Below are 16165 nucleotides of genomic sequence, written 5' to 3'. Positions count from 1 at the left end.
CGTAAAAACGTAAATTACTCATGAGCCGATCAGGCAAAAAATGGTTCGATACAAAACTAATCGGAATGTAGATAAAGACCCAAGAGAGGCTGCGGAGAGGCACAACGTGATGAGAACTGCTTTATAAAACTACGTCAGATATTTATTTGGATTCAAAACCAGAAATCCATTAACTCATGTTGCTGGCGACAAAGCAAGCTGTTTAATGCGTAATAATCATAAAAAGAAATTTTTTATTCTTACTTGTTAGCTATATCAGCCAGATAAAGTTCACCTTTTCACACAACTGTTATAGATAAATTATCAATTTCTGCTTCTGATATCTCATTCCCCCCCTCTTTATCATAACAGTACACCGTTTAACATTGAGGCAATGCATGTTTGGTCCAGATGCGTTTCATCTTGCGCGAATACAGTTCGCCTTTACCGTATCCTTTCATATTATTTTTCCGGCGATAACCATTGGCCTGGCGAGCTATCTCGCCGTGCTGGAAGGGCTGTGGCTGAGAACAAAAAATCCCGTCTGGCGATCGCTGTACCATTTCTGGTCAAAGATCTTCGCCGTCAACTTTGGGATGGGCGTGGTCTCCGGCCTGGTGATGGCTTATCAGTTTGGCACCAACTGGAGCGGGTTTTCGCAGTTCGCGGGCAGTATTACCGGCCCCCTGCTGACCTATGAAGTGCTTACCGCGTTCTTCCTTGAGGCGGGGTTCCTCGGGGTGATGTTGTTTGGCTGGAATAAGGTCGGGCCGGGGCTGCACTTCTTTTCGACCTGCATGGTCGCACTGGGGACCCTCATGTCTACGTTCTGGATCCTCTCGTCAAACAGCTGGATGCAGACACCGCAAGGGTATGAAATCATCAACGGTCAGGTCGTTCCGGTGGACTGGTTTGCCGTGGTGTTTAACCCCTCCTTCCCTTACCGCCTGCTGCACATGTCGATAGCGGCATTTCTCAGCAGCGCACTGTTTGTTGGTGCCTCCGCGGCCTGGCATTTGCTGCGCGGAAACAATACCCCCGCTATTCGCACTATGTTCTCCATGGCGTTGTGGATGACGTTAATCGTGGCCCCAGTCCAGGCGCTGGTGGGGGATATGCACGGGCTTAATACCTTAAAACACCAGCCAGCGAAAATAGCCGCCATCGAAGGTCACTGGGAGAATCCGCCGGGTGAGCCTACTCCACTGCTGCTGTTTGGCTGGCCGGATATGGAGCAGGAACGGACCCGTTTTGGCCTGGAAATTCCCGCTCTCGGCAGCCTGATCCTGACCCACAGTCTCGATAAACAGGTTCCGGCATTGAAGGAGTTCCCAAAAGAAGATCGCCCGAACGCCACCATTGTCTTCTGGTCTTTCCGCATCATGGCCGGCCTGGGGATGTTGATGCTGCTCCTGGGCGTGACGGCAATCTGGCTGCGTTACAAACAGCGCCTTTATACATCACGTTCCTTCCTGTGGTTTGCCCTGCTGATGGGACCGTCCGGGCTGATCGCGATCCTCGCCGGATGGGTAACAACGGAGGTCGGCCGCCAGCCGTGGGTCGTCTATGGACTACAGCGTACGAAGGATGCGGTTTCCGCGCATGGCGATCTGCACATGAGCATCAGTTTGCTGGCCTTCTTCGTGGTTTATACCGCGGTATTCGGCGTGGGTTACAGCTATATGGTGCGTCTGATTAAAAAAGGGCCGCAGCCCCATGAATCCTTCGCGACTGAATCCGATGGCCGCCCTGCTCGTCCGCTTTCTGCCGTCACCACTGAATTTAAGGAGTAACCGTAATGGGTATCGATCTTTCCATTATCTGGTTCGTGATTATCGTTTTCGCCACGTTGATGTATATCGTGATGGACGGTTTTGATCTGGGGATAGGCATCCTGTTTCCGGCAACGCCGAATGCGGACGACCGCGACGTGATGGTCAACAGCGTGGCTCCCGTCTGGGATGGCAACGAAACCTGGCTGGTGCTTGGCGGTGCGGCCCTGTTTGGCGCCTTTCCTCTCGCCTATGCGGTTATCATCGACGCGCTAACCATTCCACTGACAATAATGCTGATCGGGCTTATATTTCGTGGGGTCGCCTTCGAATTTCGCTTCAAGGCCACTCCGGCGCACCGCCCGTTCTGGGATAAGGCCTTTATTGGCGGGTCAATTGTGGCGACCTTCAGCCAGGGCATCACCGTCGGTGCGGTCATCCAGGGGTTCAGCGTCACCGGTCGAGCTTACAGCGGTGGTCCGTTTGACTGGTTTACCGCGTTCAATTTTTTCTGCGGTGCGGGTCTTGTAGTGGCTTACGCGCTGCTAGGATCAACGTGGCTGGTAATGAAAAGCGAAAATGCCCTGCAAAAGCGGATGCGTCAGGTATCGAAAGTGCTTCTGCTCCTGCTTCTGGTATTCATTGCAGTAATCAGTATCTGGACCCCTCTCGCCCAACCAGCTATTGCTGCGCGCTGGTTTACGCTGCCGAATCTGTTTTATCTGCTGCCTGTTCCTGCGCTGGTTGCGATCCTGAGTCTGTGCCAGTGGCGCTGCCTGCACGATCCTGCGAGCCATACCCTGCCGTTTATCATGACGTTAGGGCTGGTTTTTCTTGGCTTTAGCGGGCTTGGGATCAGCATCTGGCCGCATATCATCCCGCCGGACATTACCCTCTGGCAGGCCGCTGCGCCAGCCCAAAGCCAGGGCTTTATGTTAGTGGGTGCACTGTTGATCATTCCCGTGATTCTGGTCTACACCTTCTGGAGTTATTACGTTTTTCGCGGAAAAGTACAGCATGGGGAGGGTTATCACTGATGCAACAACCTGTATGGAAACGTTTGATGTGGCTTGCCATCATCTGGGGCGGCAGCGTCCTGGCGCTGGCCTGCGTAAGTATGCTCTTTAAAATGCTGATGGCCGCAGCTGGATTTAAATCGCACTAACTCGCTGACCGGGCGCGCCGCCGCCCGGTCCCTTCCCGCACTTTCAGATAAACCCCATTAACACTCAGGAGGGTATGGTTACACTGAAAAAATATTTACAGCATTGATAGTTTGAGTAGAAAAATGAAAAAGCTCGCGGCAGTAAGTTTAATCAGCCTTGTACTGGCTGGATGCGTTAATCCTGGTAAAGCCTCCGTTCAGACCGATCAGTTAGAGAATCACCGTTTCGTTCTTGAAAATGTGGATGGCAAAGCAGTCAAAGGCGGGAAAACGCAGCCTGACATTCGCTTCAGTGCGCAACCCAATATCAGCCTGATCAACAACATTGTCGTCTCCGGCACAATGTGCAACGGCTTCAACGGCCAGGGTAAACTGTCCGAAGGAGAGTTGACGGTCAAAACGCTGGCAATGACGCGGAAACTCTGCACCGAGCCGCAGCTAAATGAACTGGATCAGACCATCGCCGATATGCTACGCACAGGCGCACAGGTAGACCTGACCGAAGACCAGTTAACGCTGGCGACAGCCAATAAGACATTGATGTTTAAGCGAGTTGAATAACTCAGTAGCTTCCGCACGAACCAACGGCAAGCGACTGCTCACTACAGCGTTTGCCATTTGGCAACGCGCACATGCCGATGGCTGAGCCGTCGAGCTGACGGGCAACGGAGAGTGAACCGCCGATCATTGCGCAGTTGGCCTGACCTGAACTGGACATAGCCGCTCGCATACCCGGCGTAACGTGTGCCGCTGTCGCCTGCTGTACTGGTTCATTGCTGCATGCCGACAACAGTAACGCGGCACATCCGACCCAAAATGCTGAACGCATACCTTCCTCCCCATAATTAACGCGAAACCTATGCATAATAGGCATCACGCGCAGCATCGTCGAGAGCGGATGTGCGTATTTATGCGCCCTGGTAACAATTTCTCGCAATTTTTTAACGCGAATAGCCTTCGAGTCATTGATACAGCGCATACCAAGGACACAAAAGCGAAAATCGTAAAACCTGAGCTTTGCTAAAATACACAGATAATATTCAGGGTCTGTCGTCGTTTTACAGACCCCTCTTTTTGCGCAATGTAAGGGTGTTGTCCTATGCAAACTATTGACGGCAATGGTGCAGTCGCGTCTGTTGCGTTTCGTACCAGCGAAGTGATCGCCATCTACCCCATCACTCCCAGCTCCACGATGGCTGAACAGGCTGACGCCTGGGCTGGTAATGGGATAAAAAACGTCTGGGGCGATGTCCCGCGGGTTGTTGAGATGCAGTCCGAAGCCGGGGCCATTGCCACCGTGCATGGTGCGTTGCAGACCGGTGCCCTGTCGACCTCGTTTACGTCGTCTCAGGGGCTGCTGTTGATGATCCCCACGCTTTACAAGCTGGCAGGGCAATTAACGCCGTTTGTGTTGCACGTTGCCGCACGCACCGTAGCCACTCACGCTCTCTCTATTTTTGGCGACCACTCAGACGTGATGGCCGTGCGTCAGACCGGCTGCGCTATGCTCTGCGCCAGCAGCGTACAGGAAGCACAGGACTTCGCGCTGATATCGCATATCGCTACGCTGAAAAGCCGAGTGCCATTTATTCATTTCTTCGATGGTTTTCGCACGTCCCACGAGATCAACAAAATCGTTCCACTGCCGGACGACACCATTCTCAATCTGCTGCCGCAGGCTGACATCGATGCGCATCGCGCTCGCGCCCTCAATCCGGAACATCCGGTGATCCGGGGTACCTCTGCGAACCCGGATACCTATTTCCAGTCCCGCGAGGCGACAAACCCGTGGTACAACGCGGTGTATGAGCACGTTGAACAGGCGATGGACGATTTTGCCGCTGCGACGGGCCGCGAATATAAGCCGTTTGAATATTACGGTCATCCGCAGGCCGAGCGCGTGATCGTCCTGATGGGCTCTGCCATCGGCACCTGCGAAGAGGTGGTCGATGAGCTGCTGACGCGTGGTGAAAAAGTTGGCGTGCTCAAAGTTCGCCTCTACCGTCCCTTCTCAGCGAAACACCTGCTCGCAGCCCTACCGGACAGCGCGCGTGCCGTGGCAGTACTGGACCGCACCAAAGAACCTGGCGCACAGGCTGAGCCACTTTATCTGGATGTGATGACCGCACTGGCTGAGGCGTTTAACCGCGGTGAGCGCGAAACGCTGCCGCGCGTCATTGGCGGGCGTTATGGATTGTCTTCAAAAGAGTTCGGGCCGGAGTGCGTCCTTGCGGTATTTGCTGAACTGCGCGAGGCAAAACCGAAGCCGCGCTTTACGGTCGGCATTTATGATGACGTGACTAACCTTTCTCTCCCTTTGCCGGAAAACACCCTGCCCTCGAATGCGAAACTGGAAGCGCTGTTCTACGGTCTGGGCAGCGACGGCAGCGTCTCGGCGACCAAGAACAACATCAAAATTATCGGCAACTCTACGCCGTGGTATGCGCAAGGATATTTCGTCTACGACTCCAAAAAAGCGGGCGGACTGACCGTCTCCCACCTGCGCGTCAGCGAACACCCGATCCGCTCGGCATACCTGATTTCTCAGGCGGATTTTGTTGGCTGTCACCAGCTCCAGTTCATTGATAAATATCAGATGGCCGAGCGCCTGAAGCCTGGCGGTATTTTCCTGATCAACACCCCTTACAGCGCCGACGAGGTCTGGACACGCCTGCCCCAGGAAGTGCAGGCAGTGCTTAACCAGAAACAGGCGCGCCTGTATGTCATTAACGCCGCGAAGATCGCCCGCGAATGCGGCCTGGCGGCGCGCATCAATACGGTTATGCAGATGGCGTTCTTCCACCTGACCAATATTCTGCCGGGCGACAGCGCGCTGATGGAACTCCAGGGGGCGATCGCCAAAAGCTACAGCAGCAAAGGTCAGGAACTGGTTGAGCGCAACTGGCAGGCGCTGGCGCTGGCCCGCGAATCGCTGTTCGAGGTGCCGTTGCAGCCGGTCAATGCCAGCAGTCCGAACCGGCCGCCAGTGGTGTCTGACGCCGCCCCGGATTTCGTCAAAACCGTCACGGCTGCGATGCTTGCCGGACTGGGAGACACCCTTCCCGTCTCTGCGCTTCCGCCTGACGGCACCTGGCCGATGGGCACGACCCGCTGGGAAAAACGCAACATTGCCGAAGCGATCCCTATCTGGAAAGAAGAGCTGTGCACCCAGTGCAACCACTGCGTGGCGGCCTGCCCGCACTCGGCTATTCGCGCCAAAGTGGTGTCACCAGAAGCGTTAGATGGCGCACCGGAAAGTTTGCACTCGCTGGATGTAAAATCCCGCGATATGCGTGGTCAGAAATATGTTCTTCAGGTGGCGCCGGAAGACTGTACCGGCTGTAACCTGTGCGTCGAGGTGTGCCCGGCGAAAGATCGTCAGGACCCGTCAATCAAAGCCATCAATATGATGTCGCGTCTTGAACATGTTGAAGAAGAGAAAGTGAATTATGATTTCTTTCTCGACCTGCCCGAAATCGATCGCAACAAGCTGGAACGCATTGACATTCGTACCTCGCAGCTCATCACCCCGCTCTTCGAGTACTCCGGGGCGTGCTCCGGCTGCGGCGAAACGCCGTATATCAAACTGCTTACCCAGCTTTACGGCGACCGGATGCTGATTGCCAACGCGACGGGCTGCTCGTCGATCTACGGAGGTAACCTGCCGTCCACGCCGTACACTACCGACGCAAACGGTCGCGGCCCGGCGTGGGCAAACTCGCTTTTCGAGGACAACGCAGAATTTGGTCTGGGATTCCGTCTGACGGTCGATCAGCACCGCGCCCGCGTAATGCGTCTGCTGGCACAGTTTGCCGATAAGATCCCGGCAGAACTGAATGATGCCCTGCATGCGGAGGCCACACCTGACGTTCGTCGCGCGCAGGTTGCTGAACTGCGCCACGCGCTTCAGGGTGTTGAAGGGGCTGAACAACTCCTGACTGATGCTGACGCGTTGGTTGAAAAATCTATCTGGCTGATCGGCGGCGACGGGTGGGCCTACGATATTGGTTTCGGTGGTCTTGATCATGTCCTGAGCCTGACCGAAAACGTCAATATTCTGGTGCTCGATACTCAGTGTTATTCCAACACCGGCGGACAGGCCTCGAAAGCAACGCCATTGGGGGCGGTCACCAAATTTGGTGAGCACGGCAAGCGCAAGGCGCGTAAAGATTTGGGCGTCAGCATGATGATGTATGGGCACGTCTACGTCGCGCAAATTTCGCTTGGGGCGCAGCTCAACCAGACGGTGAAAGCCATTCAGGAAGCGGAAGCGTATCCAGGCCCGTCGCTGATCATCGCCTACAGTCCGTGTGAGGAGCATGGCTACGATCTGGCACTTAGCCACGACCAGATGCGTCAGCTCACCGCAACCGGCTTCTGGCCACTGTACCGCTTTGACCCGCGCCGTGCCGATGAAGGGAAATTGCCGCTGGCGCTGGATTCGCGTCCGCCGTCAGACGCCCTTGCCGAAACCTTACTTCAGGAGCAGCGTTTCCGCAGGCTGAACGCCCAGCAGCCTGAAGTAGCAGAGCAGCTATGGAAGGATGCGGCAGCGGATCTTCAGAAGCGTTATGACTTTCTGGCGCAACTGGCAGGAAAAGCCGAAAAATCGACCAGTGAATAACCTGTATGCCCGGCTTGTCCGGGCATTTTTTTGCTATAAAAAAGCCCGATGCACGTGCACCGGGCGAATCCAGAAGATCGGTGAAAATTGCCTCAATGTTCTGAACAATATTCACGTGAATTATGGATGAAATAATCTTAAAGGCATATAACGGCGTGGAGATTACCTTGTTTTCCGCGTAATTAATAATTTTTATTTTGTATTGATTATAATAATTCATTCATGACGTTTATCATTATTTCAACCGCATCATTTAGTTTAGATTTTACTTAACCCGTAACAATTATATTTTATTCATCCGCCGCCAGAGTGATTTAGCATGGGACACCTTTCCAGCCCGGAAAGTTCACTAAGCAATAAAAAAATAACTGCAAAGGAATAATCAAAATGCAAAGAAAAGTACTGGCACTGATGATCCCCGCTTTGTTAATGGCTGGAGCCGCTCACGCAGCTGAAATTTATAATAAAGACGGCAATAAACTGGATCTGTATGGCAAAGTAGATGGTCTGCATTATTTCTCTGACGACGCGTCTAAAGATGGCGATCAAACCTATATGCGTCTGGGTTTTAAAGGTGAAACCCAAATCAACGACATGATGACCGGCTTCGCCCAATGGGAATATAACATTCAGGCAAACAACACCGAAGGTTCTGACAATCAGTCCTGGACGCGTCTGGCCTTCGCGGGCGTGAAGGTGGGCGATTACGGCTCCTTCGATTACGGCCGCAACTATGGCGTCCTGTACGACGTTGAAGGCTGGACCGATATGCTGCCAGAATTTGGTGGCGACTCTTATACTTATGCCGATAACTTTATGACCGGTCGTGCAAACGGCGTGGCGACCTACCGTAACACCGACTTCTTTGGTCTGGTGCAGGGTCTGAACTTCGCGGTGCAGTATCAGGGTAATAATGAAGGCAGCAACTGTGACGAGTATGGCTGCTCTCAGGAAGGCACTAATAACCGTTCAGATAACAACATTCGTAATCAAAACGGTGATGGCTTCGGTATCTCCACCACCTATGACTTTGGCATGGGCTTCAGCGCGGGCGCGGCATATGCGTCATCTGACCGTACCAACGATCAGGTTAGTGCTGGCACTGGCGCAGCATCTCAGTATGCAGGAGGCGATAAGGCGGATGCATGGACTGCCGGCCTGAAATATGACGCTAACAATATTTACCTGGCGGCAATGTATTCCGAAACCCGCAATATGACCCCTTATGGTTCAACCGATAGCCAAGATGGCGGCGGTATTGCAAACAAAACCCAGAACTTCGAAGTCACCGCACAATATCAGTTCGATTTCGGTCTGCGTCCGGCCATTTCCTATTTACAGTCTAAAGGTAAAGACCTGGGCAATGGCCAGGACGATAAAGACCTGGTGAAATATGCTGACGTCGGTGCTACCTATTATTTCAACAAAAATATGTCCACCTATGTTGATTATAAAATCAACCTGCTGGATGAAGATGATTCATTCTACAAAAACAATGGCATCGGTACGGATGACATTGTAGCGTTAGGTCTGGTTTACCAGTTCTAATCCCGTTTGCCCGCAGCGATCTGCGGGCTAGTTTTCATCGCTGTTTCGTCTGTTCTTTACGGAAAGAGAGATAGCCAAATACCCCGCTGTCGCCATCCATAGGGTGATTTACTCCATCCATTACCGCCACTTCCGGGAAGTCGAATGGCGTGACATTTTCCAGACAGGCGACATTCACACCATATTCATTGGGATTGGAACGTCGTTGGTGGAACGTGTAAATACCGCAAATCGAACAGAAGAAATGGCGCGCCGTGCCGGTGTTGAAACGGTACTCTGTGAGCGTGTCCGCGCCCTGCGTCACCTTAATGCCCGTCAAAGGCGCTGAAACCACGACCGCCCCACGCATCCTGCAAAACGAGCAGCTACATCGACGTGCGGTATTCAGGCCGTCCGTCAGCTCAACCGTAAATTTCACCGCCCCACAATGACACTGTGCATGACGAATGTCAGCCATCGCTTATACCCCTTTTCTCACTAACTCAGCCGCTTTTAAAAAGACCTCATCTTCGACACCATCCCCCTTCTGCCTGCCGAGCCTTACCAGTTCATCGACAATACTTTCACGGTTGATGATCTTCTGGGATGAAACCAGCCCGATAACGGCGGCACCAATCGCCAGCCCAACTAATCCTGTCTGCTCGTCTTTATTTTTCATAGAAGCGCTCCCTTGTCCCCCTCAAAAGCGTAGCAGGAGAACTGTAAAACGCGCTGGTACGCGGGAATGAGATCCGTGCTTTATCTCACCCGATCATCCGGCAAAAAAGGGATGGATTCTGAGCGGTTATCAGACGACGTTGATGAGGATAACGTGAATAGCGGTGCGCGTAGAGAGGCCGTAATGGGTGTTAAAACCGCCTTCGTAAAGGCGGTTGGTCATTACTCTGGATCTTTATCGCCTGATTCAGGCGCTGAGCCAGGATCATCTTTCGGTTTTCTTCCATCCTTTTCCGGGTTATCCGGGCTGGGATTATAATCAGGATGGTCACCATGAACGGGACGGTCAGTCATTTTCACCTCCGTTTTTACTGCGTAAGCTGTAAGTGTAGACAACCCTTCAGTCTTAACCAAACTTCTCCTGTGGGGCTCATTTGTAAATCGTGCTGGCATTCGGCGCTGCAATCCGTACCATACACGACACACTTTCGCATGCTGGTTTTTACCGGTAGCCGCAAACCCGTCTTTTATCGCTAACCAGATGGGGCACGTAAATGCGCAGATGGTGTATGAAATCTATGCTACATGGATAGAAGAGATGAACACGAAGCTGACGCTTTGAAATCGTTTTCCTCACCCTGTGCCCCATTTGAGATCTGAGTAACGAATAGATGCAACAAAATCAAGAGATTAACAAGAAAGAACAGTACCACCTGAATAAGCTACGCTGATTTTCCCAACTCATTGATATCATTTATTTTCTCCGCTTATTCAATTAGTTATAGCATAATAACTTCTCCCTAAAGCTACCCAGTAATACATTTTCAGTGCCCTTTTTTTGCCTCTATTCCGCATTTTTGCCCCTAAATTTGCCCCTAACTTTACTCAGTACGTACCTCTTTTTCTCCCTGCCCTATACTTTCAGTCTGACTGACTGGAGGTTTCTATGTGTGGACGTTTTGCACAAGCACAAACCCGTGAAGAATATCTGGCTTACCTGGCCGACGAAGCCGATCGTGACATTGCCTATGACCCGGAACCTATTGGCCGGTACAACGTTGCGCCAGGACCCAAAGTCCTGCTGCTGAGCGAACGAGACGAGCAACTGCATCTCGATGCGGTGTTCTGGGACTACGCGCCCGGGTGGTGGGATAAGCAGCCACTGATTAACGCGCGCGTAGAGACGGCGGCCACAAGCAGAATGTTTAAACCGCTATGGCAGCATGGCCGGGCGATCTGCTTTGCAGATGGCTGGTTTGAATGGAAGAATGAAGGCGACAAGAAACAGCCCTACTTCATTCACCGGGTAGACGGGCAGCCCGTATTCATGGCGGCGATCGGAAGCACGCCATTCGAACGCGGTGATGAAGCAGAAGGTTTTCTCATCGTGACATCGGCAGCGGACAAAGGTCTGGTCGACAATCACGACCGCCGGCCACTAGTTTTGTCGCCGGAAGCTGCAAGAGAGTGGATGCGGCTGGACGCTGGAGGGAATAAAGCGTTAGAGATAGCTTCAGACGGTGCAGTGCCCACCGATAAGTTCAACTGGCATGCGGTAACGCGTACAGTTGTAAATGTAAAAAACCAAGGGAGGAATTTGATAGAGCATATAACAATCAAATCTAATATCAGTTAGACCTGCACTTTTTAGCTAGTCTCACAATAGCATATTTTTAAGAAAGAAATATGTTTGCCGCCATTGGACCACTGAGTCCATTTATACGATAGAACTCAACACGAACACTAGGACTTAACGTTTGGCTTTCGCTATTGTTTAATGCAGAGATGTGTAAGAAAACATCTTTACGCCCATCCGATGGTATAAAGAACCCCTTCCCACTCTTGCAGTCAAAACTTTTGACAACGCCTGTCATTTTACGAGTCAAATAATTTCCTTTCGTGAAATCCAATTTGACTATACAGGAAAAATTTGGATTAGCTAATCTAATTTTCATAGCCTCCCAGATGGCTAAAATAAAATTTGCTAAATAGTTTAACACGTGCCTTAATGATCTGGTTAGTTCGATGCAATGTGAATCTGACTTTTTCTAAGTAATCCTCATAACCAGGTGCTATCTCTGATACTCCTCATCTTGAGTCCATACGTATGCCATTATGCGTTTCTTTTCATGAAGTTGTAACTTCTTAAGTGTTCAAGGGGAGTTTTTATGTCTTCAAAAATGATAGGTCTTGTTAAGTGGTTTAACGAAGATAAAGGTTTTGGTTTTATCTCCCCACTCGATGGAAGTAAAGATATTCTTGTTCACTCTTCTTCACTACAGGGAGAGACATTCAAAACTCTTTTTGAAGGACAAAAAGTGAAATTTGTTATCATTGCCGGTACTAAAGGTCCGACAGCTGCAAATGTTACGCTCTGCGATAAATAACCCCCTCAAGGTCCGTTTAAGCTTATACGAATTAAAAAACAAGAAGAGTCATTTATCGTTTGCGAATATCATTACAACAGGCCAGCATATTTTCAGAACCGTCAAGTTTGCTGACCGATGTGATGAAATGCAGGACTGCTGCATGAATAGTCTCAAAGCAGAAGCTAACTGCTTATAAAATATTAAAGTGCGTAAGAGGTTAGGCAGCCTCCAAAAGCATCACTTCTTATTTATTGTATGAGTTTTTTTAGTAACGTTCAGGGGCTTTGAACAAAGCATTACAGTAAGGGCATACTAATTGAGATCCCTTTTGTACACGATTGTAACTATGCTCCGAATATTTTGAGCAGTTTGGACAAGGGCATTTGACTAAATAATTTCGGCGGAATTGATTGTTTTTACGTGCAGACACAGGCTTCTCCAGTTCAAATGGGCTACTACAGTACACGCTAAGGCAGAATATTGCTTGTTTTAATTTCGAAAAACAAACAATACATAGAAAAAAGCAACACTTACCGAACAGCCACGACCGCTAAAAATCGTTTGAATACATGGTGATATATGAAAAAAGTAATCATTTTCTTTAATGGTAAACCAAGTAAGGTTGTCACTGTGCTTAAAGGCGTAACATCAATACTCGAACAGTACCCTGGTGGAGAAGAGATCAATCTTCAGATAATGTCAGCCGGTTTCCCCTCTTTAACAGGGGACCATGAAGTTGTCTATGTTGCATCAGATCGAGAGCTAACCTCTCAGGAAATTTTTGATGCGGCACGAAAGTATCTATAAGCTTCGGTGTTTTTTACCAACATCGCGGAAGATATTGAACAAGAAGCATTATAAAAATAATTAGAAATCATCAGTATTGCCTACCTGGTGTAGGCTTTTTTTTATATAGCAGAAGATACATTTCTTTAATGTTAAACAATACACATTGTCGCTATTTTAACTAACATACCGTTCACATGGTCTGAACCTACCCATGAGATTTCTATGAAAATCATAAGTTATACGGTGTTGCTAATGTTCGAAAGCAAGCCCTTCAATCAAATGGATAACTCCTTGATTGTAGATTTCTTACGTAGTCGTCAGTATTTGGAAAAATCTGGTAGTGGAGTGAGATTTCCTCAAAACACCTACATCGGAATTGAAAAACAAATGGTTTTAGATTGGGAGTCTGAAAAAGACGGCGCAGCCAAGTTAAAACAGCGACTTTATGGCATTCTTCGTAGGATTAAAAATTTAGAGCCTACGCCTATGGTCATTTTTTTGATGATATCACCAGAAGAAAAAACCCTTACATTTGTGCCCAGACTCAAAGGTAAAAAATGAAATAAATGGTGAGGTAGCTTCAAGGATATGGCCAGACTTTTGCGAATTCGCTGATATTTAAGGACTCTCAATTTTGTATGTATGTTTTCATCCCTCGGGTAATTGCTCATTATGAATTTTGTCCAGCCGATCATACTAACCTAAGTAAGCTAGTTTGATGCGGGATAGCCAGCCGCCGCACTCATTACATTCTATGTAGTACGGCATTCAATACCATCCTAACTTAAGTCACATATTTTTAACTGTTTGGAACATTTTTTGATTCACACAGTCTAAAAAATAAAATCATATAAAGGTCATTTATGATAACGCTCATAATCTCTACTATCGTCGTAATAGTTCTGGCATTGATGATATTCTGTCTGGTTAAAGTTGGGATCTGCACATCTAATAATCCTGATGATCTATAATCATTTACGTTTCGCTGATTCCCTTGAGGGCTGGGAATTTCTTATACAAAGTACATACGGCCACATCATAGATAATTGCCACCTGCTTTCTGTCCACGCCGTTTGAAATCAACCTGCCAGCCTGCGCCCATTGCTCCGGTGTTAGCTTTGGTCGTCTGCCTCCTATGCGCCCCTTCTCACGCGCTGCCGCTAATCCCGCCCTGGTACGTTCCACGATTAACTCCCTCTCCATCTCGGCCAGGGCTGACATAATGTGGAAAATGAAACGCCCCATTGGGCTGGAGGTGTCTATGCTGTCCGTAAGGCTTTTGAAGTGGATGCCGCGCTGCCGGAGTTCGTCCACCAGCAGTACCAGGTTCCGCATGCTTCGCCCGAGGCGATCCAGCTTCCACACCACCAGCGTATCGCCCTCATTCAGCGTTCGCAGAAGCTTTTTAAGCGCTGGCCGGTTCGCTACCGTCCCGCTCATTTTTTCCTCAAAAACCTGTTCACATCCTGCGCGTTCGAGAGCTTGTCGCTGAAGATCTGTGTTTTGGTCATTTGTTGACACCCTTACGTAGCCAATTTGCATATTTTTCTCCCAATATTTTCTGCAAAAAAATCAGGTGAAGTTATCGGCATGGCTGCCGCAGGGCAATCTATAAAACGTCGGTTTGGGAGACAGCGCCACCCCCAACTTCGGAAGCCTCGAAATTGGTGCCAAAAAACCTTCTTCTGCAAGCTTTGTGGATTTCCATTTCCTTGGTACTAACGACTATGACGCGCGCATACTGTGCGGCGGTAATTCTAATGGTGCTATGGGGAAAGGAGACTTCACATTTTACGCTGGGAAATACGTTTTCATCGGTGATAGCTTTGAGTTTCGTAATCCTATTACCTGTCAGAATAGCATCAGCGCATCTGCAAAAATTTCGACTACTTCTGATATGGAATGCAAAACTAAAATCGCTGTTTTGGCCCCAGCTGACAATCAAAATGCTCATGTGTGGTTTTATGGTACAGGTGGGGCGTCCAGAGGAGTAATCTATTCCAGCCAAACAGGGATTATTCAGATCCGCCCTGACAATAATGATAACGGCGGCTCCAATGGATACTCTTTTGCATTTGGGGCTGATGGTAAGTTTACCTGCGTCACGATGAATCAGACCTCAGACGAGCGCGTGAAATTCGATAAAGTGCCCGTCAGTAAAGCACTGGAGAAGATTTGTTCCCTGACGGGTTATACGTTCGGCATTCAGCTCACAGAATCGGAGTCGGTACGCAGCGCAGGCATCATCGCCCAGGATCTGGAAAAGGTTTTGCCCGTTGCTGTGAGTTCTGGAGGGACTGGCACTACACCAGCAGGAGAGGAAATTAACGACCTTAAAACCGTGGACTACAGTGCTATGAGCGCCCTGTATGTTGAGGCCATCAAAGAGCTGGCCGAACGGTTAAAAATCATTGAAAAAGAACTGGCCGACCTCCGCGGTCCGACAGTTGCCTAACTTTCTCCGTCACTTTGCAGACTGTACTGTCCACGCCTGAAAACTGAATCAGCGGGCATATCGAGCCGAACATCGATCCAGCTGTTCACCGGCACGTCCATCGGTTCCCCTTTCGTTTTGATAATCTCCCCTTCATCGCTCAGCATGTATTTTCGCTTAAACAGGCGGATAGTCAGCTCGCCGTCAGCGGTTTGTTCAGCTTCAGCCACACCCAGTTCTCCCATGCCGCCAGGGTCCATTGGCGGCAGTAACTGCCATCCCTCTGACGCCAGGCCTGCCGAACCGGTGAGCACGTAAACCCCAACATCGAGGCGGGAAAGGGTTATTCCCTCCGCCTCAGCGTTCGCCGTACCACAGCCGCACCAGACAAACCCTGCTTCGTCGATATCAGTGCGCTGACATTCCTCCAGGCTTTTCACAATACGGGCAACTGGGGATGCAGCCTTAAGTGTACCGTCGCTGGATTTCGAGGTGTTCTGTGTCGAATAAAGGGTATGCGTAGTAGAAAAGCCAACGTTAGTTAGCCCGGAAACAGTCCCGTTTCCCTGACGATACTTGAGGCCCTGCGACGTAGAGGCTAACTGCCATGACGTGTAGCCGCCCCCTGTTGCATCATGCCATCCCCGCAGCGTTAACATGCCGGTATAGACATCTGCACCACTTCCACCTCCCCATGCATTCGCTCCCAGCTGAATGCCGAAAGACATTCCCAGCGGGTATTGAGTAATCAGATCGTACGAAGCGAGTGTCCGGTAATCGCGATGAACCTGGGCCATAACAGCGGCTCCGTTTATGTACGATGACACC

20 protein-coding genes and 1 pseudogene are annotated in these 16165 nt (G+C 50.1%); 13 read left to right on the top strand and 8 right to left on the bottom strand.

Annotated features, from left to right (window positions below):
- Positions 1-377 precede the first annotated feature (377 nt).
- From CU081_RS15800 to hslJ, 4 genes are all read left to right on the top strand, one after another.
- Positions 378-1772, top strand: a complete 1395-nt coding sequence (locus tag CU081_RS15800; protein ID WP_003856944.1) for a cytochrome ubiquinol oxidase subunit I — start codon at positions 378-380, stop codon at positions 1770-1772.
- 5 nt (positions 1773-1777) lie between these two features.
- Positions 1778-2788, top strand: coding sequence for a cytochrome d ubiquinol oxidase subunit II (cydB, locus tag CU081_RS15795; protein ID WP_022651249.1), 1011 nt, complete (start codon positions 1778-1780; stop codon positions 2786-2788).
- Positions 2788-2916, top strand: coding sequence for a DUF2474 domain-containing protein (locus tag CU081_RS15790; RefSeq protein WP_017693358.1), 129 nt, complete (start codon positions 2788-2790; stop codon positions 2914-2916). Before cydB ends, CU081_RS15790 begins: the two co-directional genes overlap by 1 nt.
- 123 nt (positions 2917-3039) lie before the next feature.
- A complete protein-coding gene (hslJ, locus tag CU081_RS15785; protein ID WP_003856937.1) occupies positions 3040-3477 on the top strand; it encodes a heat shock protein HslJ in 438 nt (145 codons plus the stop codon).
- Position 3478: 1 nt separating this feature from the next.
- On the opposite strand, the gene CU081_RS15780 is transcribed toward hslJ, so the two are convergent.
- Positions 3479-3745 carry a putative hemolysin gene (locus tag CU081_RS15780; RefSeq protein WP_003856935.1) on the bottom strand — a complete coding sequence of 89 codons (267 nt, stop codon included), beginning with the start codon at positions 3743-3745 and terminating at the stop codon, positions 3479-3481.
- Positions 3746-4015: 270 nt separating this feature from the next.
- Between CU081_RS15780 and nifJ the strand changes: the two genes are divergently transcribed.
- Positions 4016-7540, top strand: coding sequence for a pyruvate:ferredoxin (flavodoxin) oxidoreductase (gene nifJ, locus CU081_RS15775; protein WP_003856934.1), 3525 nt, complete (start codon positions 4016-4018; stop codon positions 7538-7540).
- A 387-nt stretch (positions 7541-7927) separates the two neighbouring features.
- Positions 7928-9088 (top strand): porin OmpC, encoded by a 1161-nt coding sequence (gene ompC, locus CU081_RS15770; RefSeq protein WP_003856933.1) that lies wholly within the window; start codon positions 7928-7930, stop codon positions 9086-9088.
- A gap of 34 nt (positions 9089-9122) precedes the next feature.
- On the opposite strand, the gene CU081_RS15765 is transcribed toward ompC, so the two are convergent.
- The 3 genes from CU081_RS15765 to CU081_RS26740 all read right to left on the bottom strand — a co-directional run bounded on the left by CU081_RS15765 (position 9123) and on the right by CU081_RS26740 (position 10099).
- A complete protein-coding gene (locus CU081_RS15765) occupies positions 9123-9545 on the bottom strand; it encodes a GFA family protein (RefSeq protein ID WP_022651250.1) in 423 nt (140 codons plus the stop codon).
- 3 nt (positions 9546-9548) lie between these two features.
- Positions 9549-9746: a hypothetical protein gene (locus tag CU081_RS15760; protein WP_003856931.1), complete on the bottom strand. Its 198-nt coding sequence runs from the start codon at positions 9744-9746 to the stop codon at positions 9549-9551.
- A gap of 221 nt (positions 9747-9967) precedes the next feature.
- Positions 9968-10099, bottom strand: a complete 132-nt coding sequence (locus tag CU081_RS26740; RefSeq protein ID WP_255301129.1) for a hypothetical protein — start codon at positions 10097-10099, stop codon at positions 9968-9970.
- 70 nt (positions 10100-10169) lie between these two features.
- Here CU081_RS26740 and CU081_RS15755 point away from each other — a divergent pair.
- Both CU081_RS15755 and CU081_RS15750 read left to right on the top strand, forming a co-directional pair.
- Positions 10170-10367 (top strand): annotated as a pseudogene (locus tag CU081_RS15755) (tyrosine-type recombinase/integrase); the annotation flags it as partial.
- Between the two features lie 324 nt (positions 10368-10691).
- Positions 10692-11381 (top strand): SOS response-associated peptidase, encoded by a 690-nt coding sequence (locus CU081_RS15750; protein WP_022651252.1) that lies wholly within the window; start codon positions 10692-10694, stop codon positions 11379-11381.
- A 37-nt stretch (positions 11382-11418) separates the two neighbouring features.
- On the opposite strand, the gene cspF is transcribed toward CU081_RS15750, so the two are convergent.
- Complete coding sequence (gene cspF, locus CU081_RS15745) at positions 11419-11631, bottom strand: cold shock-like protein CspF (RefSeq protein WP_071787990.1); 213 nt, start codon at positions 11629-11631, stop codon at positions 11419-11421.
- A gap of 282 nt (positions 11632-11913) precedes the next feature.
- Between cspF and CU081_RS15740 the strand changes: the two genes are divergently transcribed.
- On the top strand, positions 11914-12132 hold the full coding sequence (locus CU081_RS15740; protein ID WP_022651253.1) for a cold shock domain-containing protein: 219 nt from the start codon (positions 11914-11916) through the stop codon (positions 12130-12132).
- A 247-nt stretch (positions 12133-12379) separates the two neighbouring features.
- Here CU081_RS15740 and CU081_RS26605 read toward each other — a convergent pair whose 3' ends face one another.
- The gene (locus CU081_RS26605) at positions 12380-12544 is read right to left on the bottom strand and encodes a YnfU family zinc-binding protein (protein ID WP_213841744.1); all 165 of its coding nucleotides are present in this window, start codon (positions 12542-12544) and stop codon (positions 12380-12382) included.
- Between the two features lie 149 nt (positions 12545-12693).
- Here CU081_RS26605 and CU081_RS15735 point away from each other — a divergent pair, with 149 nt between their 5' ends.
- The 3 genes from CU081_RS15735 to CU081_RS26865 all read left to right on the top strand — a co-directional run bounded on the left by CU081_RS15735 (position 12694) and on the right by CU081_RS26865 (position 13874).
- Positions 12694-12921: a hypothetical protein gene (locus CU081_RS15735; protein WP_032645629.1), complete on the top strand. Its 228-nt coding sequence runs from the start codon at positions 12694-12696 to the stop codon at positions 12919-12921.
- A gap of 204 nt (positions 12922-13125) precedes the next feature.
- A complete protein-coding gene (locus CU081_RS15730; protein WP_022651254.1) occupies positions 13126-13464 on the top strand; it encodes a hypothetical protein in 339 nt (112 codons plus the stop codon).
- A gap of 302 nt (positions 13465-13766) precedes the next feature.
- Positions 13767-13874: a YnaM/YnfT family protein gene (locus tag CU081_RS26865; protein WP_350188533.1), complete on the top strand. Its 108-nt coding sequence runs from the start codon at positions 13767-13769 to the stop codon at positions 13872-13874.
- A gap of 4 nt (positions 13875-13878) precedes the next feature.
- Here the strand turns inward: CU081_RS26865 and CU081_RS15725 are convergent, their stop codons facing one another.
- Entirely contained in the window at positions 13879-14445 is a 567-nt protein-coding gene (locus tag CU081_RS15725; RefSeq protein ID WP_022651255.1) for a recombinase family protein, read from the bottom strand.
- An 82-nt stretch (positions 14446-14527) separates the two neighbouring features.
- Here CU081_RS15725 and CU081_RS15720 point away from each other — a divergent pair, with 82 nt between their 5' ends.
- A complete protein-coding gene (locus tag CU081_RS15720) occupies positions 14528-15358 on the top strand; it encodes a tail fiber domain-containing protein (protein ID WP_104468396.1) in 831 nt (276 codons plus the stop codon).
- On the opposite strand, the gene CU081_RS26600 is transcribed toward CU081_RS15720, so the two are convergent.
- Complete coding sequence (locus CU081_RS26600) at positions 15355-16134, bottom strand: phage tail fiber protein (protein WP_022651259.1); 780 nt, start codon at positions 16132-16134, stop codon at positions 15355-15357. The two genes, CU081_RS15720 and CU081_RS26600, sit on opposite strands and share 4 nt — an antisense overlap.
- Positions 16135-16165 lie beyond the last annotated feature (31 nt).

This window comes from Enterobacter sp. CRENT-193, from assembly GCF_002787395.1.
GTDB lineage: Bacteria > Pseudomonadota > Gammaproteobacteria > Enterobacterales > Enterobacteriaceae > Enterobacter > Enterobacter hormaechei_C.
The sequence above is the reverse complement of the archived record's forward strand: the minus strand, read 5'-3'. Positions and strand labels throughout refer to the sequence as shown.